21 protein-coding genes are annotated in these 23,425 nt (G+C 73.1%); 7 read left to right on the top strand and 14 right to left on the bottom strand.

Annotation, left to right across the window (positions count from 1 at the left end):
• The first annotated feature begins 221 nt into the window (after nucleotides 1-221).
• Nucleotides 222-1,736 (top strand): serine hydrolase domain-containing protein, encoded by a 1,515-nt coding sequence (locus ASG28_RS00935; protein ID WP_055971016.1) that lies wholly within the window; start codon nucleotides 222-224, stop codon nucleotides 1,734-1,736.
• A 32-nt stretch (nucleotides 1,737-1,768) separates the two neighbouring features.
• On the opposite strand, the gene ASG28_RS00930 is transcribed toward ASG28_RS00935, so the two are convergent.
• Both ASG28_RS00930 and ASG28_RS00925 read right to left on the bottom strand, forming a co-directional pair.
• A complete protein-coding gene (locus ASG28_RS00930; protein WP_043595128.1) occupies nucleotides 1,769-2,338 on the bottom strand; it encodes a manganese efflux pump MntP in 570 nt (189 codons plus the stop codon).
• A 221-nt stretch (nucleotides 2,339-2,559) separates the two neighbouring features.
• Nucleotides 2,560-3,489, bottom strand: coding sequence for an acetamidase/formamidase family protein (locus ASG28_RS00925; RefSeq protein WP_055971014.1), 930 nt, complete (start codon nucleotides 3,487-3,489; stop codon nucleotides 2,560-2,562).
• 275 nt (nucleotides 3,490-3,764) lie between these two features.
• Between ASG28_RS00925 and ASG28_RS00920 the strand changes: the two genes are divergently transcribed.
• Together ASG28_RS00920 and ASG28_RS00915 are read left to right on the top strand one after the other, a co-directional pair.
• Nucleotides 3,765-4,298, top strand: a complete 534-nt coding sequence (locus tag ASG28_RS00920; protein WP_055976628.1) for a winged helix-turn-helix domain-containing protein — start codon at nucleotides 3,765-3,767, stop codon at nucleotides 4,296-4,298.
• On the top strand, nucleotides 4,295-5,608 hold the full coding sequence (locus ASG28_RS00915) for an MFS transporter (protein ID WP_055971012.1): 1,314 nt from the start codon (nucleotides 4,295-4,297) through the stop codon (nucleotides 5,606-5,608). The genes ASG28_RS00920 and ASG28_RS00915 overlap by 4 nt, the downstream gene beginning before the upstream one ends.
• On the opposite strand, the gene ASG28_RS00910 is transcribed toward ASG28_RS00915, so the two are convergent.
• From ASG28_RS00910 to ASG28_RS00895, 4 genes are all read right to left on the bottom strand, one after another.
• A complete protein-coding gene (locus tag ASG28_RS00910; RefSeq protein ID WP_055971010.1) occupies nucleotides 5,595-6,914 on the bottom strand; it encodes a Y-family DNA polymerase in 1,320 nt (439 codons plus the stop codon). The two genes, ASG28_RS00915 and ASG28_RS00910, sit on opposite strands and share 14 nt — an antisense overlap.
• Nucleotides 6,907-7,338, bottom strand: a complete 432-nt coding sequence (locus ASG28_RS16820) for a LexA family protein (protein WP_148076764.1) — start codon at nucleotides 7,336-7,338, stop codon at nucleotides 6,907-6,909. Before ASG28_RS16820 ends, ASG28_RS00910 begins: the two co-directional genes overlap by 8 nt.
• 670 nt (nucleotides 7,339-8,008) lie before the next feature.
• Entirely contained in the window at nucleotides 8,009-9,241 is a 1,233-nt protein-coding gene (locus ASG28_RS00900; RefSeq protein WP_055971008.1) for a DUF2254 domain-containing protein, read from the bottom strand.
• Nucleotides 9,242-9,304: 63 nt separating this feature from the next.
• Nucleotides 9,305-9,907, bottom strand: a complete 603-nt coding sequence (locus tag ASG28_RS00895; protein WP_055971006.1) for a TetR/AcrR family transcriptional regulator — start codon at nucleotides 9,905-9,907, stop codon at nucleotides 9,305-9,307.
• 62 nt (nucleotides 9,908-9,969) lie between these two features.
• Here ASG28_RS00895 and ASG28_RS00890 point away from each other — a divergent pair, with 62 nt between their 5' ends.
• A complete protein-coding gene (locus ASG28_RS00890; RefSeq protein WP_055971004.1) occupies nucleotides 9,970-10,620 on the top strand; it encodes an NAD(P)-dependent oxidoreductase in 651 nt (216 codons plus the stop codon).
• A gap of 4 nt (nucleotides 10,621-10,624) precedes the next feature.
• On the opposite strand, the gene ASG28_RS00885 is transcribed toward ASG28_RS00890, so the two are convergent.
• Complete coding sequence (locus tag ASG28_RS00885; RefSeq protein WP_200925241.1) at nucleotides 10,625-11,287, bottom strand: TetR/AcrR family transcriptional regulator; 663 nt, start codon at nucleotides 11,285-11,287, stop codon at nucleotides 10,625-10,627.
• Here ASG28_RS00885 and ASG28_RS00880 point away from each other — a divergent pair.
• Together ASG28_RS00880 and ASG28_RS00875 are read left to right on the top strand one after the other, a co-directional pair.
• Nucleotides 11,271-11,741, top strand: a complete 471-nt coding sequence (locus ASG28_RS00880; RefSeq protein WP_055971000.1) for a GNAT family N-acetyltransferase — start codon at nucleotides 11,271-11,273, stop codon at nucleotides 11,739-11,741. The genes ASG28_RS00885 and ASG28_RS00880 overlap by 17 nt on opposite strands.
• A 267-nt stretch (nucleotides 11,742-12,008) precedes the next feature.
• Nucleotides 12,009-13,004, top strand: a complete 996-nt coding sequence (locus tag ASG28_RS00875) for an AraC family transcriptional regulator (protein WP_055970998.1) — start codon at nucleotides 12,009-12,011, stop codon at nucleotides 13,002-13,004.
• 98 nt (nucleotides 13,005-13,102) lie between these two features.
• Here ASG28_RS00875 and ASG28_RS00870 read toward each other — a convergent pair whose 3' ends face one another.
• The 3 genes from ASG28_RS00870 to ASG28_RS00860 all read right to left on the bottom strand — a co-directional run bounded on the left by ASG28_RS00870 (nucleotide 13,103) and on the right by ASG28_RS00860 (nucleotide 18,489).
• Entirely contained in the window at nucleotides 13,103-16,528 is a 3,426-nt protein-coding gene (locus ASG28_RS00870; RefSeq protein WP_055970996.1) for an SdrD B-like domain-containing protein, read from the bottom strand.
• Nucleotides 16,529-16,659: 131 nt separating this feature from the next.
• A complete protein-coding gene (locus ASG28_RS00865) occupies nucleotides 16,660-18,045 on the bottom strand; it encodes an LCP family protein (RefSeq protein WP_082454177.1) in 1,386 nt (461 codons plus the stop codon).
• A gap of 114 nt (nucleotides 18,046-18,159) precedes the next feature.
• Nucleotides 18,160-18,489, bottom strand: coding sequence for a hypothetical protein (locus ASG28_RS00860; protein ID WP_055970994.1), 330 nt, complete (start codon nucleotides 18,487-18,489; stop codon nucleotides 18,160-18,162).
• Between the two features lie 166 nt (nucleotides 18,490-18,655).
• Here ASG28_RS00860 and ASG28_RS00855 point away from each other — a divergent pair, with 166 nt between their 5' ends.
• The gene (locus ASG28_RS00855) at nucleotides 18,656-18,940 is read left to right on the top strand and encodes a hypothetical protein (protein ID WP_055970989.1); all 285 of its coding nucleotides are present in this window, start codon (nucleotides 18,656-18,658) and stop codon (nucleotides 18,938-18,940) included.
• 29 nt (nucleotides 18,941-18,969) lie between these two features.
• On the opposite strand, the gene ASG28_RS00850 is transcribed toward ASG28_RS00855, so the two are convergent.
• Genes ASG28_RS00850 through ASG28_RS00835 form a run of 4 tightly spaced genes read right to left on the bottom strand, consistent with a single transcriptional unit; the run spans nucleotide 18,970 to nucleotide 23,409 of the window.
• Nucleotides 18,970-19,791 (bottom strand): glycosyltransferase family 2 protein, encoded by an 822-nt coding sequence (locus ASG28_RS00850; protein WP_235477449.1) that lies wholly within the window; start codon nucleotides 19,789-19,791, stop codon nucleotides 18,970-18,972.
• Nucleotides 19,792-19,802: 11 nt separating this feature from the next.
• Complete coding sequence (locus ASG28_RS00845) at nucleotides 19,803-20,951, bottom strand: glycosyltransferase (protein ID WP_082454175.1); 1,149 nt, start codon at nucleotides 20,949-20,951, stop codon at nucleotides 19,803-19,805.
• Nucleotides 20,948-22,195, bottom strand: coding sequence for a glycosyltransferase (locus ASG28_RS00840; RefSeq protein ID WP_082454173.1), 1,248 nt, complete (start codon nucleotides 22,193-22,195; stop codon nucleotides 20,948-20,950). The genes ASG28_RS00845 and ASG28_RS00840 overlap by 4 nt, the downstream gene beginning before the upstream one ends.
• Nucleotides 22,192-23,409 carry a glycosyltransferase gene (locus ASG28_RS00835; RefSeq protein ID WP_162235689.1) on the bottom strand — a complete coding sequence of 406 codons (1,218 nt, stop codon included), beginning with the start codon at nucleotides 23,407-23,409 and terminating at the stop codon, nucleotides 22,192-22,194. The genes ASG28_RS00840 and ASG28_RS00835 overlap by 4 nt, the downstream gene beginning before the upstream one ends.
• Between the last annotated feature and the right edge of the window lie 16 nt (nucleotides 23,410-23,425).

Below are 23,425 nucleotides of genomic sequence, written 5' to 3'. Positions count from 1 at the left end.
CGGCGTCGAGGCAGTGTCGCGAGCCGGACCCGACCCACCCGGGGCGCCCGGCGGGCCGAACCCGACCTGCCAGAGCCCGAAAGGCGTACCGAACCCGACAGAACCCGTGCGACACGCCGCTCACCACCGTCCCTGACGAGGCTCGCGCTGGCAGGTGTCGCGATTTGCACACGGGGGCTGGGCGAGGCCGAGCGAACCGGGGGCGGGCATAGGGTCGGGGGGTGACTCCGACGACGCTGCCGCGCAGCACGCCCTCCGCCCAGAACGTCGACGCGGCGGGCATCTCCGCGTTCGTCGACGCCCTCGAGACCACCGCCGGCGTCGAGCCGCACAGCATCATGCTGCTGCGCCACGGGCAGGTCGTCGCCGAGGGCTGGTGGGCTCCGTACTCGGCGGACCGCGCGCACCTGCTCTACTCGCTGAGCAAGAGCTTCACCTCGTCGGCGGTCGGGTTCGCCGTCGCCGAGGGGCTGATGGGGCTCGACGACACCGTGCTCGGCCACTTCCCCGAGCTCGACGCCGAGGTGACCGACCCGCGCAGCCGGTCGATGCGCGTCCGCCACGTGCTCGCGATGGCCAGCGGACACCGCGCCGAGACCCTCGACCGAGCGCTCGCCATCGACCCGGTCGACGTCGTCCGCGGCTTCCTGCTCACCCCGCCCGACGACGAGCCCGGCACCGTGTTCGCCTACAACCAGCCCTGCACCTTCACCGCCGGCGCGATCGTGCAGCGCGTCACGGGCCAGTCGCTGAGCGACTACCTGCGCCCCCGTCTGCTCGGCCCGCTCGGCATCGGCGAGGTCGGGTGGCAGCGTGACGAGTCCGGCCGCGAACTCGGCTTCAGCGGACTGCACGCCACGACCCACGCGATCGCCGCCCTCGGCCAGCTGTACCTGCAGCAGGGCGAGTGGGACGGCACGCAGCTGCTGCCGCGCGAGTGGGTCGCCGAGGCCACGCGCTCGCACGTCTCGAACGCGGGCGAGTCGAACCCCGACTGGGCCCAGGGCTACGGCTTCCAGTTCTGGATGGCCCGCCACGGCTACCGCGGCGACGGCGCCTACGGCCAGTTCGCCGTGGTGCTGCCCGAGCACGACGTCGTGCTCGCCTTGACCGGCCAGTCGCTCGACATGCAGGCCGTGCTCGACGCGGCGTGGGCGCACCTGCTGCCCGCCTTCGGCACGAACGCGGCACAGATCGGCGACGCCTCGGCCGACACCGCCCTGGCGACCCGCCTCGCCGACCTGACACTGCCCGGTGTGGCCGGTCCGACCGAACACGACGCCGCACCCGTCCGACCGGCGGACGAGGAGGCGCGGGTCGGCGACCAGCACTCCCCCGCCACCGAGCGGCTCGTCTCGTTCACCGCGGCCGACGGCAACGACCAGCCAGGCCTCACCCTGGTCGAACTGCGCGCCTCGGCCGACGCCGCGACCACGCTCACCCTCGTCGAGGGCGACTCCCGCCTCGTGGCCCGCGTCGAGGCCGAGGACTGGGTCGTCACCGACGGCTCCGGCGACGGTGCCGGCGCCGACCCCGGCTCCGGTTCCGTCGGGGCTCCGGTCGCCGCGAGCGCCACCCGGTCGGCCGACCTGCTGCACGTCGACCTCGTCTTCGTCGAGACGCCGCACCGCCTGCACCTCACGCTCGACGAGGCCGACGCGACCTTCACGGCCCTCTGGGAGACCCAGCCGCTGCACGCGCCCGCGCTGATGAAGCTGCGCATGCCGCGCGGCTGACGCAGCGGGGCACGCCGAGCGCAGCGCGGGGATCAGCCGAGGACGCCCGTGTGCTCGAGCACGATGTTCACGCCGATCAGGATCAGGATCACGCCACCCGCGATCTCGGCCGGCTTGCCGAACCTCGCACCCACCCGGCGCCCGACGAGCACGCCGACGAAGGTCAGCACAGCGGTCGTCACGCCGATCAGCAGGATCGCCCAGCCGATCGACACCGGCAGGAACGCCAGGGTCACGCCGACCGCGAGGGCGTCGATGCTCGTGGCGATCGCGAGCACGGCGAGTTCGCGGAGGTTCAGCCGGTCGGTGTCCTTCTCGTCGTCCTCGCCCGACGAGAACGCCTCGTAGAGCATCTTGCCGCCGATCAGGGCGAGCAGGCCGAAGGCGACCCAGTGGTCGAACGGCGCGATGTACTGCGCGAAGGTCGAGCCGAGCAGCCAGCCCAGCAGCGGCATCAGCGCCTGGAAGGCACCGAAGGTGAGGGCGATGACGACCGCGTGGCGCGCGTTGAAGCGCGTCATGTGCAGGCCCTTGCCGAGGGCGACGGCGAAGGCGTCCGCGGAGACGCCGAGCGCGATGAGGAAGAGGGCCCAGAACGACATGGGGGCAGCGCCTTTCGAGACGGTCGGGTGGAGACGCCGGTGTCTCGGAACCTGACGATCCTGGCATGCCGAGCGCGCCTCCTCGACCGGAAAAGTGCTGATCAGAGGTATTCGGCACGCCGAATTCGGGGTGTCGGCGAACCGTCGCGCGGGGCGCTGCGAGCCGAACGGCGACCACCGGACACCGACCCGCGGTCGACGGTCAGGAGGCGCAGTGCCATTCAGGCGGGGACGAGCACGTCCCGGGGCAGCACCGCGTGCACGCCCCAGGTGCGGTTGGCGACCTGGGTGACGCGCAGGTCGACGACCGTGCTCGCGAAGGCGAGGGCCGTGGCGGCGTCGACCGCGTAGAGCTGCTGCATCCAGGTCACCATCGCGGCGAGCGCGTCCCCGCTGGCGACGTTGAGGTCGGCGTCGAAGCCGAAGGTGATGCGGGCCTCGGGGGTCTCGGCGTGGATCGTCGTGAGCGGGCGGTCCGTCGCCAGGCCGACCCGCGCCTCCGTCGTCATGCCGGTCTCGATCGCGGTGCCGCCGACCTCGCCGTCGCCCTGGGCCGCGTGCCCGTCGCCGAGGTAGAGCAGGGCGTCGTCGACCGCCACCGGCAACCAGAGGGTCGTACCCGCGACGAGGTCACGGCAGTCGATGTTGCCGCCCACGGAGGCGCGGGGCGGGATGGTCGAGTGTTCTCCGGCCTCGGCGGGGGCGAGTCCCATCACGCCGAGGAAGGGGGCGATCGGGCGACGCAGGCCCCGGCTCTCGGTGGCCGTGCCGGCGTCGCGGTCGATGGTCCAGAGCAGCCAGGCGGCCTCGGCGTCGACCAGGCCGAGGTGACGGGTGATCGGGGTGTCGGCGGCCGCGGCGACCGTGAAGCCCCAGTCGTCGGGGGTGAGCGAGAGCAGGTCGAGCTGCAGCATGTCACCCGGACGGGCCCCGCGGACGGCGATCGGACCGGTCAGGGCGTGGCCGCGCCGGGTCGGGAAGAGGTACGGCGTGACCTCGCCGGGCACGGTCTGCGGCTCGAGGTGGCCCGAGGCGTCGAGCGAGCGCACGACGACGGTGTCACCGGGGTCGATCGTCAGCACGGGGGCGTGATCGCGCGAGAAGACCTCGTGGGCGGTGTCGGTGCTGGGGTCGAGGTGGCGGGTCGTCATCGTCCGAGCGTAGGCCGCGGCCCGGGCACCCCGCCGGACGTGCCGCGCCCAGGGGCGCTCGGTACGATGGACGCCTGTTCCGCCCCGACCCGCCGCACCTGCTCACAGAGAGACCGACGCCCCCATGGTCCTGTTCTTCCACGTCCTCATCATCGCCATCTCGGTCGTCGGCGCCGGCCTGATCTCGGCCGCGCTCGTGGGTCTCGCCACCTCGAAGTAGCCGACCCCCAAAGACCCGTTTGACGGTCGGGTGCCGAGGCCTGCACGATGACCTCGTGTCCGCACTCGACGAACTCCGCGCCACGGCCCACCCGATCCGGCTGCGCCTCCTGTCCCTCGTGACGGGCGTCGCGATGAGCGCCGCCGAGGCCGGTCGCGAACTCGGGCTGTCGCAGGCCACCGCGAGCTATCACCTGCGGGTGCTCGAGCGGGTGGGCCTCGTGGAGGTCGTCGAGGTCGTCACGATCCGCGGCGGCGAGGCCAAGCGGTACCGGCACCTGTCGTCGGCCCAGCCGTTCCCGGTCGTCCCCGCGCCCGTCGACGGCGACGACGGTGACGCCGACGCCGAGCGCGCCCGCTACGTCGAGGCCCTCGTCGACGAACTGCGCCGTCGCTCACCCCGGCGGGTGGCGGGTCCCCAGGTCTCGACGGACGCCGAGCTCTGGGTGGATGCCGAGACCTGGCAGCGGGTGGTCCGCCACGTGGGCCACGCCTCCGCCCTCCTGCACGCCGCCGCTCAGCGCCCCCGCACGCCGGGCACGAGCCCGGTGTCGATGACGGCCGCGCTGTTCCCCCTGAAGCGACCGTGACCGGGGACGCAGGAGGCGCCTCCTCGGTCCCGCAGGCCACGAGCGACCGCCGCGGCCCCCTCGCATACGGGACGTTCCGCTGGCTGCTCGCGGCTCGGACGACGGGCGTGCTCGGCAACGCCGTCGCCCCGATCGCGCTCGCGTTCGCCGTGCTCGACCTCACCGGGTCGGCGGCGGACCTCGGACTGGTGGTGGCCGCCCGATCGATCGCCAACGTCGCGGTGCTGCTCTTCGGAGGCGTGATCGCCGACCGGCTGCGACGCGACGTCGTGCTCGTCGGGACGTCGCTGGCCGCGGCCGGGACGCAGGCCGTGGTCGCGACGCTCGTCATCACGGGGTCGGCGACGATCCCGCTGCTCGTCGTGCTGAGCGTGCTGAACGGTGCGGTCGCCGCGGTGAGCCTGCCCGCGGCGGCGGCCCTCGTGCCCGAGACGGTGCCGGCAGCCCTGCTGCGACCCGCCAACGCCCTGCTGCGCCTCGGCCTCAACGGCGGCAGCGTCGTCGGGGCATCGGCCGGGGCAGGCATCGTCGCGGTCGTCGGGCCGGGGTGGGGCCTGGTGATCGACGCCGCGGGGTTCGCGCTCGCGGGGGTCCTGTACTCGCGGCTGCGGCTGCCCGTCCGGCCGGGCACCCCGTCGCCCGACGACGATGAGGGGCCGGGCTCGGGCTCGTCGGTGATCGCCGACCTGCGCGAGGGGTGGCAGGAGTTCACCCGGCGCTCGTGGGTGTGGACCGTGGTGGCGCAGTTCGCCGTGCTGAACGCCGCGTTCGTCGGGGCGACGACGGTGCTCGGGCCCGTCGTGGCCGACGGGTCGTTCGGGCGGGCGGCCTGGGGGCTGGTCGTGGCGGCCCAGACCGTCGGTCTCGGCGTGGGTGCCGTCGTCGCGATGCGCTGGCGGCCCCGGCACGGCCTCGCCGTGGGCGTGGGGCTGATGGCCGTGACGGCGGTGCCGGTGGCGACGCTCGGGCTGGCACCGGTGGTGCCCGCGCTGGTGGTGGCGTTCCTGCTGGGCGGGGTCGCCCTCGAGATCTTCGCCATCTCGTGGGACCAGTCGTTGCAGAGCAACGTTCCCCGCGCCTCCCTGGCCCGGGTCTACTCGTACGACATGGTCGGCTCGTTCGTGGCCGTGCCGCTCGGCGAGGTGTTCGCCGGGCCGGCGGCACACCATTTCGGTACGCGACCGACGCTGCTCGTCTGTGCCGCGATCATCGTCACGGCGACCCTCGCGGCCGTGGCGACGCCGGGTGTCCGCCGACTGACGACCGAGGTGACGACCGGGGCCACGACCGACCGGGCTACCGCGCCGTGACGGTCGCCAGCTCGTCCCAGTGGGTGGTCGCGCGGGGCGACACCATGTCGCGCTTCATCGACCAGCCGCGACGGTGGCGGAGACCCGCGATGCCGAGACCCAGCGTGTCTTCGCCGAACTTGCCGGCGATGCGGTCGATGACGGCACCGTAGGCGGGCGGTGCCGTGTCGGCCTCGTCGAAGACGTCGAGGCTCGCGTGTTCGTCGCGCGGGGTGAGTTCCATCAGGGTGACGCCGGCTCGGACGTAGCGCTTGCCGGGTTCAAGCTGCGGCCCGAGGGCGGCGATGGCCGAGCGATACAGCAGGGCGGCGTCGTCGGTCGGCTCGGGGAACGCCACCGACACCGAGTGGTTCGTGTGGGCGGCGCTGTCGGAGAACGGCGAGGTCGCCGTGAAGCACCGCATCATGCGCGTCAACGAGCCCTGCTTCCGCAACCGGGCCGCCGCTCGCTGCGTGTAGACCGACAGCACCTCTTCGAGTTCGGTGACGGTCGTGATGGGCACCGCGAACGACCTCGAGTGGTAGATCTGCTCGCGGTCGGGCTGCACCTGCTCGATCGGCAGGCAGTCGACGCCGCGGAGCTCGTGCACGACCCGGGCCTGCACGACGCCGAAGCGCGTCCGGATGCGGGCGACGTCGGCGTCGCGGAGGTCGGCCGCGGTGTGGATGCCGAGCGGCGCGAGCTTCTTCGCCGTGCGGCGGCCGATGCCCCAGACGTCACCCACGTCGACGCTCGCGAGGATCGCGGTCTGCTGCTCGGGGGCGTAGCTGCCCAGATGGCAGACACCGGCGAGGGCGGCGTTCTGCTTGGAGCCGCGGTTGGCCAACTTGGCCAGGGTCTTGGTCGGCGCGATGCCGATGCTGACGGGCAGGCCGATGAGCTTGCGCAGGGCCCGGCGGATCTCGCGGGCCTGGGCGATCGTGTCGTCGAGCGAACCGGTCAGCTCGATGAACGATTCGTCGATCGAGTACACCTCTTGGTCGCTGGTGTACCGGCTGAGGATCTCGGCCGACCGCGCCGACATGTCGCCGTAGAGCTCGTAGTTGCTCGACACGGCGACCACGCCCTGCATCGCCGCGATCGGCGCGATGCTGTGCCACGGCGCGGCCATGTCGACGTTGAGCGCCTTCGCCTCTTGCGAGCGCGCGATGACGCAGCCGTCGTTGTTCGACAACACGACCACCGGCCTGCCCTCGAGCGCCGGGTTGAACACGCGCTCGCACGAGACGTAGAAGTTGTTGGCGTCGACGATGGCGACGCTGCGCTCGGACGTGGTGCGCCTGGATGTCGTGGCGGACTCAGACACGGTGCAGGCACCTCGTCACGACGCCCCAGATCGTCGCCTCGTCGAGTTCGGACAGCACGATCTCGGGGTAGGCCGGGTTCTCGGGGCTGAGCACCATCTGCCCCTGCCGGTACGAGAGGCGTTTGACCGTCAGCTCGGCGTTGACGACGGCGACGACCACGTGCCCGTCGTGCGCGTCGAGCCCTCGGTCGACGACGAGCTCGTCACCGTCGAAGATGCCGGCGCCGGTCATGCTGTCGCCGCTCACCCGGACCAGGAACGTCGCGGTCGGGTCGCGCATCAGGTGCCGGTTGAGGTCGACCGGCCCGTTGTAGTAACCCTGCGCCGGCGAGGGAAAGCCGGCGTGGACGGCCTCGGCGGCCTGCTGCGGCAGCAGGTGGTCGGGGCGTTCGTCGCCGCCGACGGGACCGATGACGGCGGTCACCGTGCGCCCTCGCGCCCTGCCCGAGGGTCGCCGAGGAGGCGCGCGCCGGTTCGCGCGGTCGGCTGCCGGTGGTCTGTCATCACGCCTCCCACCGAGGACGCTACGACACCCCACCGACACTGCGCCCCTCTCCGGGAAGGCCGCCCCGCCGCATGGTCGGCAACTCCTGCTTCGTGCGGAGTCGTTCCGCGGCGTCCCTGAGCTTCCGGGCCCGGGGATTCGCGATGCGGCACCGGTCCGGAGTTGCCGACGGGCACCGTGGCGATGCGCCGTCCCGACCAGATCCGATCCGATCCGATCCGATCCGATTCGATTCGACGCGCACCCCCGGCACGCCACCCCGCCACCCCGCCATGCGCGCGGCCTCCCGATGCGGGCAATTCCTGCCTCCCGGTGCACCGACCGGCACGGGCCCCGGATTTCCGGGCCCGGCATCCGGCGCTGCGGCACCAGCCCGGAGTTGCCGACACGAACGCACGGCACCCACGAACTCGGAGCCGGGGGCGACGTCGAGGCAAAGATCGAGGTCGAGACCGGGGTCGAGCCCGGGGCCGGGAGCGATGTCTCGCGCGGCACGTTCCCAGCGCGACGTGCACCTCGCGATGCCGGGCACCGCCCCTCGATCCACCCGGCTGCCTGCCGACGCGTGCGGTCGGCGGCAGCGGACGCCTCAGCCGGCGAGGGCGTCCCGCAGGGCGGTCTCGTGATCGACCAGTCGACCGGCGCGAGCCGACGACGCCACCTCGTCGAGCCGCTCGACCAGACGCAGCGCCGCAGCCAGCACGGCCGGTTGGTCGAGGGCGTAGGTGCGGACGGTGTGGAAGAGCGAGTCGACGAGCGCGTCGACCGTCGGCCACGTGACGAGGACGACCGGCTCACCCCGGTCGTCCAGCAGGGCCGTGACGGGCTCGCCCCGACGCCAGAGGGGGACGAGCACCCCGGCCGACATGTCGAGCGCACTCACCGCGGTGTACGGGTCGTTGCTCCCCGAGGCGAGACCGCGCACGGCGATCTCGACGAGTTGTTGCAGGGCGAACCCGACGTCCTGGTGAGGGGTCCGGGCGGGTCCCAGGGTGGCCGCCCGTCGCAGCTCACGGACCGTGTCGGACCCCGGGGAGGCGCTGGTCACCACGAGCGGGTCCCCCACGATCACGTACCGGCCGGGCATCACGACGACCTCGACGACGAGTCCTTCGCGCACGGCGACGCGGCGGAGCGCCTCCCACGCGACGGTCTGCACGTAGCCGTCGGCGTCAGCCCGGACGACGGCCGCGTCGGCCGGGAGCGGACCGTCCGCCGAGGACCCCACCCGCGCCTCCTGACTGACGTCGTCGGCCGGGCTCGTGGGGTAGACGACGTCGGTCACGGCCCGGAGGTCGTCGAGCACGCGCGCCTGCAACGAGGTGATCTGCACCGAGCCGGCGATGTGGTGGATGAAGAAGACCAGCACCCCGACGTCGAACACGCTGAGCAGGACCGCGACGTGGACCGCGATCACCGGGACGAAGGCGCTGGTGTCGTCGACCTCGGTGTGGACGGTGCGCATCACGACGATGCAGTAGAGGAAGGTCGAGGTGAAGGTCGCCAGCACGAACTGGTTGGCACGGTCGGCCATGAAGTTGCGGACGAGTCGCGGGCCGTAGGTCGACGACGTCGTGGCGAGCACCGAGATCGTGATCGAGAACGACGTCCCGGCCACGGTCAGCATGGACGTCCCGATGCCCGACAGCAACGACCGTCCCCCGGAGGCGCTGAGAGCACCCAGCAGCGGCAGCCCCTCGGTCACCGTCGTCGGCAGGGACCGGTCGATCGTCACCAGCACCTCGGCGAGGACGACGGCGACGAGCCCGAACACGGCGGGCAGGAACCAGAACGACTCCCCCACGCGGGTCAACGACAGCATGCCGCCGAGCGTAGACGGTGCCTCCCGCCGGGCACCGCCCGAGGAGGAGGACTCCGCCGCCGATCAGCGGGCCGTGACCACGCGGCGCCCCAGGTCGGAGTCGAGCATCGTGTCCATGGCCGTGCCCACGAGGCGGTCCCCGAGGGGTCGTTCGATGCGACCGGAGGCGACGAGCGCCGCGATCCCCTGCATCGTCGCCGCGAAGAGCATCTTGAAGTGATCCCGCGACTCGTCGGCCGCCGACTCGGGTGCCGTCGACCCCAGGGCGCCGTCGAGCGTGGCGAAGAGCGTGCCTGCCGCCTCATGGACGGCCTCGGGCTTCGTGGTCGCCTTGGCCTGGAACATGAGCTCCATGAGGGCGGCGTCGTCGACGGCGAAGTCGACGTAGGCGCGGGCTACGCGATGGAGGCGTTCCGTGCGACTCCCCTCGCCGTCGAGCGCACGCCGGACCGCGGTGGTGAGCCGCTCGAAACCGGCTTCGGCGAGTGCGTCGAGCAGCGCCTGCCGATCGACGAAGTGACTCCTCGGGGCACCGTGGCTGACGCCGGCCCGGCGCGCGAGGTCGCGGAGCGACAGCCCGTCGACGCCGGACTCGCGCAGGACGCCCACCGCTTCGTCGAGCAGCACGGCCCGGAGGTTCCCGTGGTGGAAAGGCCGTGGGGTCATGCCCTCATCCTAGTCCGCGACTAGTCATTGACTACTTTCTAGACACCGCCTAGATTGAGGCCATGACGAATCGACAATCCCTCCTGGTCCTCGGCGCCACGGGGCAGACCGGGCAGCACTTCACACGACTGGCCCTCGAGGCCGGCCACCGGCTCCGCGTCCTGGCACGGACGCCCGGCAAGCTCGCGATCGAGCACGACGACCTCGAGGTCGTGCAAGGCTCCCTCGACGACGACCTCGACCTCGACGCCCTGCTCGACGGCGTCGACGCCGTCGTGATGATGCTCGGGGACGCGGCCGCCCAGCGCGAGCGGCGGGTGAACACGACCTTCGTCCGATCGCTCGTCCCCGCCATGCGCCGCAGCGGCACGCGGCGACTCCTGTACCAGGCAGGCGGCCTGAGCGCGGCACCGGGCAAGCCGCTCGCGCCGGCGCTGCGGATCGTCCGCAGCACGATCGCCCGCGGGTACATCGGGCAGCACGAGGACAACGAGGCCGTCATGCGCTACCTCGACCAGGACGCCCGCGACATCGAGTGGATGGTCCACCGGGCGGGCATCGGCTCCGACGGCCCCTCCAAGGGCGAACTGCACCGCTCGCCCTCGATCATCAGCATCGGGACGTTCGTCGACTGCGCCACGTACAACCTGCGCATGCTCTCGGACGACTCGGCCGTCCACACCTGCGACGGCAGCCGCTACCGGCGACGCTGACCGGTCATCGCGGCGGGCCCGACGGCGCGGCGGCGGCGAGGACGAACTCGAGCGCCTGCACCTGACGCGCCGTGGTCCACCGGCCGGGGTCGCCCGCCGCCAGGCTCGAGACCCCTTCCACGGCCGCGACGAGGGCCGCCGCGCGAGTGACCGCATCGTCGTGACGTCCGGGATCACCGGCCTCGAGCAACCGGGTCAGACGATCGGCGAACGCGCGACTGTTGCGCGCGTGCCGCTCGGCGAGGACGGGATCGTCGAGCGCTGCCGCCAGGAAGCCGACCCACACGCGCGCCTCGGCGAGCCGTTCGTCATCGGTCGGCAGGGTCCCCAGGACGACGGCACGCACGGCCGCGCCCGGACCGTCGGCATCGCCTTCGAGCGCGTCCGAGCGCTCCCGGGTGCGCTCGTGGAGCACGTCCCGCGCGTGGAGCAGCAGAGCCTGCTTGTCCCGGAAGGTGTGCAGGACGAGGCCGGTCGTGCATCCCGCCCGTTCGGCGACCGCGCGGAGGGTGAGCCCCGTCGGTCCCCGCTCGGCGAGGGTCGTGAACACGGCGTCCGAGAGCCGCCTCCGGGTGTCGGCCACATCTCGCGTCCTGCTCATCCCGACATCGTAACGTCTGTTACCGTAACGGTCGTCACGAAAGGACCCCATGAGCTGGACGATCACCCCGACCCCCTTCGACCACCCCGACGCCGACCTCCTCCGCCGCGCCCAGCGCGTCGAGTTGGACGCCAGGTACGGCAGCGACGACCACGAGCCCGGCACGCCGCCGTCGGCCGCCGACGTCCCGGTGTTCCTCGTCGCCCGGGCGGACGACGGCCGCCCGATCGCCTGCGGGGGCCTGCGCCCCCTCGCGGACACGGTGGTCGGGCCCGCCACGGTCGAGGTCAAACGGATGTACGTCTCGCCCGACGCGCGGGGGTCAGGGGTGGCAGCTGCCGTCCTGCGTGCCCTCGAGGACGCCGCTCGCGACCTCGGCACCCGGCGGATCGTGCTCGAGACGGGCATCCTCCAACCGGACGCGATCCGCTTCTACGAACGGGAGGGCTACGAGAACATCCCCCTCTTCGGACCGTACGTCGGGTCGGCCGAGTCGGTCTGCTTCGGCCAGGACCTCTGAGCCACGACACCCGGCTCCGACCCCTCAAGCCCGCAGGCCCGCAGGCCCGTCGACCCGCAGGCGATCTCCTGACCGGCGGCGCGACACGTCCGTCGGGGTGAGGACACGTCTTCTGGGGTAGGGACAGATGCGCACCGATGCGGCATCGTGTCCGTCAGACCTCCCGTCAGCGATCCGTGACGAACCCTGCTCGTCCCTCGTCCCCATTGCTGAGGCCACGTCTCACCAGCGTGCGTCCGTGAACGAGAGGAGGACCAGGAGATCTCCATGCCCAGCGCCTACATGCCCGCGACCGGACCGTCCTCGGACGAGCGCGCACCCGACGAGTTCCGTCGGGACACGTGGTCGAGCGACGACGCCGAGGAGGCGCGTGACTGTCTGCAGACGGTCCTCGCCGGCCGAGACTTCCGCGCACGCCTCGGCCCGGAACCGTTCGCGTTCCGTTTCGCCTCCGCCGGGGATGCCCGACTCGCCCTGCAGACCGGTACCTTCACCGGCCACCTGCAGGGCACGATCCCGTGGTCCCGTGACTACGTCGTGTCCTGGTTCCAGCACGGCTCCGTGACCATCGACCACCCCACCGGCCAGCTCACCAGCGTCGACGCCCGGCCTTTCCTGACCCCGACCGAGACGTCCTTCTCGTTCGCCATGACACCCCACCGGCACGCCATCGTCCACATCGACGGCGCCTTCCTGGAAGAAGTCGCCACCGAACGTCACGCCGGGCCGGCTCAACGGATCGTCTTCGACTACGCCGCCGTCCCGAACCGCGTCGCCCTCACCGCCTGGCACCGGACGCTCACCACGGCCACCCCGACGATCGTGGACCCGCGGACCCCGCCCCTCGCCCGGCACTCCGCCCAGACGGCGATCGTCAGGACGCTGCTGGACCTGTTCCCCTGGCGGGCGGTCGACGTCCCCGACACCCTGCGCACCGAACGCACGAAACGCCTACGACTCGCGGCCGAGTACGTCCACGCCTACGCCGATCAGGCGATCTCGTCGGCGGACATCGCCACGGCCGCCGGCATGCACACCCGGACCCTGCAGCAGCTGATGAACGAACACCTGGGCTCCAGCCCGTCGAAGTACCTCAGGCACGTCCGTCTCGACCGGGTGCGTCAGGACCTCCTCGCGGGTGATCCGGGGACGACCCTCGTCTCGGACGTCGCCGGCCGCTGGGGGTTCGGGAACCTGGGCCGGTTCTCAGCCGCCTACCTGGCCCGCTTCGGCGAACTCCCGAAGGACACCCTCGCGCACTGACCGGGTGGCGAACCGAGCCGACGCCGAGCGTCGGGCGTCGGGCGGGGCGGACATCGAGGGCCCGGTCATCGGCGGCGTGGCGTGGCGGCGTGCCACGGTCAGGAGTCCCGTCGGCGGAGCGCGGCGAGGGCGACGAGTGCCCCGAGGACGAGGAGGCCGAGCCCCCCGAGGCCGAGCAGTGCCGGTTCGGCGCCCGTGAAGGCGAGCAGACGGTCACCGCCCAGGGCTCGGGGACCAGTCGACGGAATCGAGGTCGTGCCCTCCGCACCGACGGCGCCGACTGGCGCCTCCGGATCGAGGGGCATGTCCGGATCGACGGGTGTTCCGGGATCGACCGGCTCTTCGGGAACGACGGCCGACAGGAGGCCCGCATCGATGCTGAGGTCTCTGTCGACCCCGACGAGCTCGTCACCCTCGAGGACGGTCGACAGCGCCACCGTCGCGGTTCCGTCGACGCCTGCGTCGGAGTCGACGGTGTCGTCGTCGCCCTGGTGGCGTGCGGTCCAGGCCCTGTCGGGCAGCGACGAGAAGGCGACGGTGTACGCCCCCGGGCGGAGCCTGTCGAAGGCGTACGTGCCCGCGATGTCGGTCGTGGTGTGTCGTTCGACCTGATGGCCCCGGTCGTCGGTGCCGGTGAGGGTCACCGGCACCGACGGGATGCCGCTCTCGGCAGGCCCTTGGAGCCCGTCGGCGTCCGTGTCGTCCCACACGTGGTCACCGACGGCGCCGGCGACGACGGTGATGGCGGCCCTGTTCGAGAAGGCGGGGAGGGCGAGGTTCGTCGCGCGCAGGCCGAACCGGTTCGTGACGACGTCCCCGTCACGTGCCTCCGTCGTCGTCGCGGTCAGGTCGTGCGTGACGACCTCGCCGACGTCGACGGCCGTGGTCCGCTGGATGCGGACGGCGGTGACGTCCTCGAGCGCCACCTCGTCGCCGCCCGTTCCGATGCGGGACCCGTCGAACCAGGCGGTGGCGCCACCTGTAGCGTTGCTCGCGTCGTTGCCGTCCAGGGAGATGCTGCCCGGGGCGGCGGTGGTGTAGCTGACCCGTTCACCGGCGGCGGGGCCGACCGAGACCGGTGCCGCGAGGTCGACCTGCTCACCGCCCGGGCCGACGGAGGGCAGGACGTCGATCAGGTCGACGGCCGCGATGGGGACGGCGTCGGTGTTCCGGTACTCGAGGGCCCAGACGAGCGCGTCGCCGACGACGACGACGGGCTCCTTGGCGGTCTTCTGGACCCCGATGCCGCTCGAGGACTCGACTCGGACACCGCGGAGCGCCGTACGCCGTTCTTCGGGTGACAGGTCGTCCTCGGAGAAGACGCGGGCGGTGTTGCTCACCGACCCCGCCGGGGCGGTGCCGGACACGTCGAGCCGATAGGTGAGGGCAGCGATCGGGCGGTTGGGGACGACGTCCTCGAGGGTCCAGACGATCTTCTCGTGGACCTCACCGTCGATCGTCGTGGTCTCGACGCTCGTCGGTTCGAGGGAGCTCGAGCCACGCTGGTACGTGGTGTGCGGGGGCAGGACGTCGGTCACCGTGAGGACCTGGGGGCGGCCCCCCTCGGTGGCGTTCGTGAGGGTCGGGTAGAGGGCGTAGTCGACGCTCGTCCCGGCGACGACGAACGCGGTCTTGTCGGGGGTGGTCGCGGCGCTGGTCCCGGGGTCGACGATCTTCTTCACGATCCTGGCCCTGACCTGGGTGACGATGACGCTGTCGGCCAGGGGCCCCGCGCCGTTGACCGCAGGCGCCGTGTCGTGGACCCAGGCGCTCGTGCCGTCGAAGATCGAGCCGAAGTCGTAGATGCGGGTGTCGTTCGGCGCGGCCTGCACCTCGAAGTAGCTGAAGAGGTTGCCCGCCCTCCCGCCGGCGACCGTCCCGACGGCGCGGATCTTGCCGATCGCGTCGACACCGCCGGGGACGTCTTCGGGGCTGTCGTACCAAGGCCCGTCGGAGTCGTCGCACGTGGCGTCACGACCGACGGAGGGGTCGGTGAAGGAGAACGCCGCGTACTCGACGCGGACGCCGTCGTTCCACCCGTTGGTGGCGGCGTGGTTGCCGAACAGGGTCGTCAGTTTCTGGAATCGGTTGTCGTAGACGTCGCAGGCGATCGCCCCGACGTAGTCCGAGACACCCTTGTTCGCGAGGTTCACCTGGGACCGGATGCGCGTCCCGGGTGTGACGTAGGGGTCACCGGACTTGGCCGAGCCGACGGCGGTGGAACCGTCGGCCCGGGTCTGGCCGAGGTGCTTGAAGCCCCCTCCCGGGACGAAGTACGACAGGTTGCGGTCGACGGAGTTGTTCGTCAGCGGCTCGGCCGAACCCGGGAAGTTGGATGCACCGCTGATGCCGGTGGTCTGGAGCGGGGTGTAGGTGTTGGTCGCGATGAGGGACTGGCCGGCGTCGAGTCCGGGAACCCAGATGCTGACGTACCCGCTGATCACGTAGGGCTTGACGCCCCCTTGGATCGGCTGGCCGGTGGCGCTCTGCGAAGGGATGCCCCGCGACGGCGTGATGTCGGTGTCGGTGCCCGTGATCGTGACGTCGACGGGCTGCCCCGGGGCGGACTGCGTGCACTCGAACCGGCCGGAGTGCAGGACCGCCGTGGACCTGCCGCCGCTGCCGCCGGGGAGCACCGGGAACGTGCGTCCGTCGTTCAGCCCGCAGGCCGCCCCTCCGTCGTGGCCGAAGAGGACCGCCGGGGACGGGAGATCGCCGAACATGCGGGAGACGTCGTCCTGGAAGGTGAAGGTGCCCGCCGAACGTTCGTAGCCGAGGAGCCCCTGCCCGGGGACGACGGGCTCCCAGGCGACCGCCACGGGGTACTGGATGACCGTGCCCTCGGTGCCGTCGGGACCGACGACGCCGGGGTGGAAGTTGGAGTTCGCGACGGATTTGCTGAGATCGAAGCGAGGCGCGGCGGACACGGTCGTCGGCACCGAGGTGACGGGGCCGGCCGGGTCGGCGACGTCGTCACCGGTCACGGTGCCCGTGATCGCGACCGTGCCACCCCCGGCCTGCGAGTCGACGGTCAGGACGACCGGGGTGGCGAGGACCTGCCCTTCGCCGACCATGCCGACGTTGCAGGTGAGCTCGGGGCCGACGATCGCGGAGCCGTCGGCCTGGCAGGTGTTCGGCAGACCGGCCCAGGTGGTGCCGGCGGGTGCGGTGACGGTGAACCGCTCGTTCGTCACCGAGCCGCCGTTGGCACTGACGGTGACGCGGTAGGTGATGGCGTCGAAGGTGCGGACGATGCCGTTGGAGGCACTGGCGTCGGCACCGGGCCCCTCGGCAGGTGTGAACGGGCCACTGCCGTCGGCACGGCGCTCGATCTCGAGGTCGACGGTCGCGGCCGAGGCCGGTGCGGCGGGCGAAGTGGCGGCCGAGGCCGGTGCGGCGGGCGAGGTGGAGGCCGAGGCGGTGGCGGCCGGCGTCGCCGCGGCAGGTGTCGCCGCGAAGGCCGCGGCCACCATCGCCAGGGCCACCGTCGCGCCGACCCCTCGGATGCCTGTGGTCGTCTTCATCGTGTGCGCCTCTCTCGGATCGCGACAGGCCACCCGGAAGGTGACATGTCGAGATCACATGTCGGCTGTCATCCTAGGGCGCGGTCGACCCCGGGCGGAACCCGTGAGAGGTCGACGGTCCGACCCGAACGTCAGTCGCGCTTGGCGCAGGTGACCTGGTCGGCGGACTGGCCCGTCACGCTGCCCGGGAGCTCGGCCGACGTCGCCGTCGGCGCGGGCGTCGGCGCCGCACCGGTCGTCGATCCGTCGGTCGGAGTGACGTCCGGCGCGGGCGCGGACGACTCGCCCGTCGCACCGGCGGACGGGTCGGTCGGCAGGCTCGGCGCCGGTGCGTCCGGGTCGAGCACCGCCGACCGCCCGAGGCTGTCCGTCGACAGGGTCAGCGGCAGGTCGCGCTGCAGCGCCTCGTCCAGGACCGACGCCGACGCCTCGTCGACCAGCACCCGATTGCGGTCCGCGGGGTCGTCCACCGCCGGGTACTGCACGAACACCATGTTCGACAGCCCGACCGTGTTCACGGCCAGGGCGAGCTTCGCGAGCGTCGACGCGTCGGCGAGGGTGTCGCTCAGCGTCATGTTGGCGAACGCCACCCGCGCGATCGCCAGCACCTTGGTCGGGTCGGTCAGCGTCCCCGCCGACACCGTCTGCCGGGCGAGCGCCGAGAGGAACGTCTGCTGGTTGCTGATGCGCCCGAGGTCGCTCGAGTCGCCGACCCCGTAGCGCGACCGGAGGAACGCCCCGGCCTGGGCTCCCGACAACGTCCGCGTGCCGGCGGGCAGGTCGAGGGCGGGCTGGACCTCGGTGTCGCGGATCGGCGTCGCCAGGCACACCTCGACGCCGCCGATGGCGTCGGCCATCGACACGACCCCCTCGAAGGTGATCGACCCGGCGTAGTCGATCTGCAGCCCGGTCAGCTGACCGATCGTCTGCGCCACGCACGAGAGCCCGTTCTTCGGTCCGCCACGACCCAGCGCGGTGTTGAGCATCGCGCCCGAGGTCGCCGGGCTGACCGTGCCGTCGTCGTTCGGGCACGCGGGCATCGGCACGATCAGGTCGCGCGGAAAGCTGACGACCGCCATGTTCGTGTGGTCCTCGGAGATGTGGACGAGCACAGTCGAGTCGTTCTTGCCCGCCCCCGAGCTGGCCTGCTGGTTGGCGGCGTCGTCGAACCCGGCACCGAGCCCCTCCCGCGTGTCCGTGCCGATCAGCAGCAGGTTCACCTCGCCGGTCTGCGCCGTCAGTTGCGGTACCGGCGAGGCCGTCGACCCGTCGGGTCCGGAAAGCTGCACCGTGGGCGGCGCGTCCTGCAGCACCTGCCACGTGGCGATCGCCACGACCGACGTCGTGCTGACGAGCACGACGGCCAGCGCGGCCGCCGTGACCTTCGCGACGAACGCCGCGGGGTGCCCGCGGCGGAGGCGACCGTGGCGGGCGATCCCGCCTTCGTGCACCGCGCCTCCTCGGCTCGTCGAGCCGTCGGCGTCGTCGAGTGCTCGCTCCGTGCGTCCGTCGGTCATGCGCGCCCCCTCGGCGAGCGGGGGCTCGGGCGACCCCCGTCGAGACGAAGCATAGGAGGCGCGGGCCGGGAAACCTCGGAGGTCGCCTCGGCGGCGACCCCCGGTCGGCGCCGGTCAGGCGGTCTCGCCGAGCGTGGCCGGCGCGACGGCCGGAAGGACGTCCTCGGTCCAGTCGACCCGCAACGAGCCGGAGCCGGACCAGCCGCGCAGCTCGGCACCGACCGTGTCGCGGAAGGTGGCCGCCTCGTCCTGGTCGCCCACGACGACGTCGAGCCGCAGCCGTGCCAGCTGTTCGGTGACGCGGACCGGCAGCCCCCAGGCCTGCAGCACGAGCACCTCGGAGGCGGCGCTCAACGCCGGGAAGTGCCGCCGGAGCTTCTGCTCGACGACGTGCAGCACGGCCACTTCGTCGGTGGGGTGGATCACTCCGGTCAGCGAGATCATGCCTGATGGTCCGCCCGGGAGGTTACGGCAGTGTGGCCGCCCGCTGTGAAAGCACCGGGCCGCGCCTCCTCCCGGCTCGCGGCTCGCCCCCCGACGGGTCCCCCGGCCGGTCCCCCGCCGCCGTGACCGTGTTGGCAGATCGGCCCGGGGTGGGCATGATCGTCACATGGCGAAAAAGCTCAAGACTGCCCACCGCGACCTCGTCGAGGCGCTCGACCACCACCTCAAGGTCATGCAGGAGAAACCGCTGTCGAGCAAGCGCGCAGGGCGGGCCACCGCCAAGCTGCGTCTCGCCGTCTCGGCGTACTCGTCGGTCGTCGCCGACAAGACGGGCCAGCCCGACCCCTTCGTCGACTACGACGCCCTCGACCCGGCCACCGTCGCGTCGCTCGCCGCCGAACGCGACGCCATCGCCCACAAGAAGTCGTCCGACCAGGGCACGCTCGACTGACCCGGCCGCGCCGCGCCTCCTCGGGCAGGTCAGCTCGGGACGGATGCGCCCTCGACGAGCGCCCAGCCGCCGTCGGTCGTGCGACGCACCGCCCCGGCCCGCTCGAACGCGTCGAGCCAGCCACCCATGGGCCACTCGCCCCACCGTTCGGCGAACAGGCCGCCGTTGCGCACGACGTCGGCCAGGTGCCGCCACGGCGGCGACGAGGTCGGGTGGTACTGGTGGTACGCGTGGGCGCCGCCGACCCAGACGAGCGGCACGTCGAGCGAGCGAGCCGTGAACGCGAAGTCGGTGTCCTCGCCGCCGTAACCCTCGTACCGTTCGTCGAAGCCGCCGAGCCGCGCCCAGGTGTCCGGCGTCACCGCGAACGAGAGCGACCAGAACAGCGGGTAGTCCGCGGCGTCGGCGACGACCGTCGAGCCGGCAGGAGGCGCGGGTCGCGCCGCGTGCGGAGCGGTCGCCGCCTCGAGTCCCTCGCCCGCCCCGAGCACGAACCCTTCGGGCAGGTACGTGACGGGACCGCTCAGCAGCACCCCCGGGTGGTCCACCGCCGCCTGCTCGTAGTGGCGGAAGAGGTCGGGGCCCGGGACGCAGTCGGCGTCGAGGAAGACGATCAGCGTGGCACCGAGGCCGACGGCCGCGTCGGCTCCGCGGTTGCGCCCCGCGGCGAGGCGCAGGCCGTCGGGACCCGGCGGCACGTGCACGGTCGTGACCCCGACCAGGGCGGGCACGTCGGGGGCGGGGGTCTCGTCGAGCCAGACGACCACGTGGCCGGCGTCGGGTGCGACCTGCCGGACGAACCGCAGCTGGTTCGCGACGTGCTTCATGCGGGTGGCGGACGCGAGGGTCACGACGACGACGCTCACTGCGCGACCCCCGCGAGGTCGGTGCCGACGGCGAGGCCGGTGCCGACGGCGAGGTCGTCGCGTGCGTGGTCGACGCCGCGCGCGCCACGACCGGCGACCTCGGCGACCACCGCGGCGGCGCGGGCAGCAGCACCCTCGACCTGCCACGCGGACCAGTCGGGCTGCAGGCTCCGGGCCCGCTCGATCACCCACGGCCACTCGTCGTCGGCCGGCCAGGACGACGCCACGACGGCGAGGCCCGCCCGGTCGAGCGCCCGGGCGGTCGTGAGCTGCTCGTCGAACGGTCGGGTCTGCGGCACGACCACGGCATGGGCGCCGAGGGCGGCCAGGTCGGCGACGGTGTTCTGACCCGCCCAGGTCACGACCACCTCGGCGGAGGCCATGGCCGCCCACGGGTCGTCGACCCAGGTGTCGAGGCCGAGGGCCGACCAGGTCGTGCCGGGCGTGGCCCGGGCCGCACGGGCGACCGCGGCCGCGAGGTCGTCGTGGTCGCTGCCGCCGGCACCGCCGACGAAGAGGACGCTGCCGGGCACGACGGCCGGCGTGGGCACCGAGGCCCGACGCCCGTCCTGCCGCGAGATCCCGCCGACCCAGCGCACCTTCCCGGCGATCCGGTCGAGCGCCGACGAGTCGTGCGTCCCGGCGGGCCACGGGGCGATCACGCGCGACGCCGCGTCGTACGCGAGCCGGTGGGGTTCGTCGGTGCGGTCGCCGGGTTGGGACACGACGACGACCTCGACGCCGAGCAGCCGGACGAACAGCGTCACCTCGACCGAGACGTCGACGACCATCGCGTCGAGGGGCCGTCCGGCGGCCGCCGCCCCGGCGATCGCGGCGGCGATCCGGCCCAGGCGGGCGGTGTGCCCGGGGTGCGCGACCGGGGCCCAGTGCAGCAGGCCGCCCACGGTCGGCGACGCGTCGGCCGGGTGACGGACCACGCCGTCCGGGCCCGTGGTCGGGGCGTCGTCCCGCTCGAGCTCGACCCAGGTGGTGTCGGCCGGCAGGTCGGCGGGAGCCGCGAGCGAGCTGAAGACGACCACGTCGGCGTCGAGCTGCGGCCGGACGGCCGAGAAGCGGGTGCGGTGCCCGGCACCGTGGTGGTGCACGTACCAGCCGACGAGCGGGCGAGCGGCCGTCGAGGTCACGCCGTCACGACCCGTCGGCCCGTGCCGGCCGGGCGCACGGCCGACAGGCCACCGGCGAGGGACGAGGAGGCGCGGTGCCGGCCACCCCCGACGGTCGCCTCCGCCGCGGCGACGGCGGTCGGAGCGGGCGCACGGACGTCCGAGGCGACGACGTCGGCGTACACCTGCTCGAGCACGGCGGCCCGGGCTCGCAGCGAGAACCGGTCGACGGCGTCCTGCCGCACCGTGCGGCGGGCGTCGGCGTCCGTCCCGACCCGGCGCAGCAGGTCGTCGGCCGCGCGCGCCATGCCGTCGAGGTCGCCGGCGGGGACCAGGGCGGCCCCGACCGAACCCGCCACCACCTCGGGGACTCCCCCGACGGCGAATGAGACGACCGGCGTGCCGGTGACCAGCGCCTCCGCGATGACGAGACCGAAGGGCTCCTCCCACACGGGCGTGACGAGGGCGCAGCCGCTGTGGCCGACGAGGGCCGCGAGCTCGGGCTGGCGCAGCTCGCCGACGTAGTGGGCCGTGGCGCCGAGGTGCGGGGCGACCTCGGTCTCGAAGTAGTCGACGTCGCCGATGCGACCGGCGATGACGAGGCGGCGCCCGGCGCGACGGGCGACCTCGAGGGCGAGGTGCAGCCCCTTCTCGGGGACGATGCGGCCGGACCAGACGAGGTCGTCGCCGCCCGGGCCGAAGCTCCAGCGTTCGGTGTCGACGCCGTTCGGCAGCACGGTCGCCTCGACACCCTCGGTCGCCCACGCGGCGGCGGTGTGACCGCTGACGGCGACGAAGCGGCTGCGCGGGCCGTCGGACGAGCGGTGCGCGGCGAGCATGTCCGGCAGGGTCGGCGTGTGCAGGGTGCTGACCATCGGCACGCCGATGCGGTCGGCCCGGGCGAGCGGCACGCCGTGCAGGCTGTGGTTGTCGACGAGGTCGTAGTCGTCGGCGTGGTCGGCGACGTACTGCAGGGCGCGCTCGAGGGCCGGCAGCGCACGCTCGAGGTAGCCGTCGGGGTAGGTCGTGTCCGTCGCCTCGGCCGGATCGTCGAAGACCACGGCGGGCAGCACGAACTCGACCGGGCTCTGGTCGAGGTGGTCCGACCCCTCGGTCGCGATCAGCGAGACGCGGTGACCGCGCTCGCGCAGGGTGCGGACCTGGTGGTGCACCGACGACTCGAGTCCGCCGGCGAACGGCTCGCGGATCGGGTAGCGCAGCGGCGCCACCACGACGATGCTCAGGGGCCGGGAGGCGCGGGTCACGCCGTCACCGCCGCGACCGTCGCGAGGGCGCGCTCGTACACCGCGAGGTGGGCGGCGGCCACGTCGTGGCGCTGTCGCCGTCGCACGGACCGGCGCTGCTGCTGCAGCGCGGCGCGGTGCGGGGTGCCGCGGCGGGAGGCCGGCACGCGGGCCGGGTCGTCGTGCGCGTCGGCGGTCTCGTCGACGGCGTGCGGGCTGACCAGGGCGATCACGGCCGCGGCGAGCGAGGCGGGGTCGTCGAGGTCGAACGACGCGGTCGTGCCGGGCTCGGGGTGCTGCGCGGCGGTGTGGCCGACGCGAGGCGCGGCGACTGGCACGGCGAGGTCCCAGCACAGCTCGACCCAGCCGGAGTGCGTGCCGTGGCGGTAGGGCAGCACCGAGACGTCGAGGTCGGCGAGCGACCGCTCGAGCTCGGCGTCGGTCAGGCGCGGGTGCTCGGCGAGGGCCGCCCACGGGCCGGCGGCACGGACGAGCTCGCGGATGCGGTCGGCCTGCTCGGGGTCGCGCACGCGCTCGTTCAGGTCGACCCGCGCCTCCACGGCGGCACCGGTGGCGCGCAGGGCCTCGACCGCGGCGAGCAGGGTGCGGACGGTCTCGACGCCGGCGACGTTGGGCCGCAGGTCGCGCAGGTGGACGCCGACGACGATCGCGGCACCCGGTGCGCCGACGGGCAGCTCGGCGTCGGGGTCGGCGATGGCCGGGTGCGCGATGACGGTCGGGCGGCGCCCCCACCGGGCCTCGATCTCGTCGGCGGCCGCGTCGGTCAGGGTGATCAGCTCGTCGGCGGCCGGGATCAACACGTCGAGGTGCTCGAGGTGGGGCGCCTGGTCGACGAGCTGCGGGTTCGTCAGGTCGTGCACCGTGTACACGAGCGGCAGGCGCAGGTCGCGCAGGGCCTCGACGACGGCGACGAGGTGATCGGTCGGGTACGACTCCGTGCCGAAGTGCACGTGCAGCAGGTCGACCTCGGGGGCGTGCGCCCGCAGCCAGGCGGCGTCGAGCACGACCGGGGGCCACCAGCGGGACGGCTCGGCGGGGTCGGGCAGCGGGTCGGCGAGGTGCACGACGCGACGGGAGGCGTCGAGGGGGTCGAGCAGCGAACGGACGTACGGGTGGCCGGCCGGGACCGACGCGACGCGGAGGGGGGCGACGACGACGGGCGTGGCGGGCGTCGGGGCCGTGGTCGACGGCGACGTCGGGGCGTCATGGGTCATCGGGGCCTCCTCGGCG

The organism is Frigoribacterium sp. Leaf415, assembly GCF_001424645.1.
Taxonomy (GTDB): domain Bacteria; phylum Actinomycetota; class Actinomycetes; order Actinomycetales; family Microbacteriaceae; genus Frigoribacterium.
The sequence above is the reverse complement of the archived record's forward strand: the minus strand, read 5'-3'. Positions and strand labels throughout refer to the sequence as shown.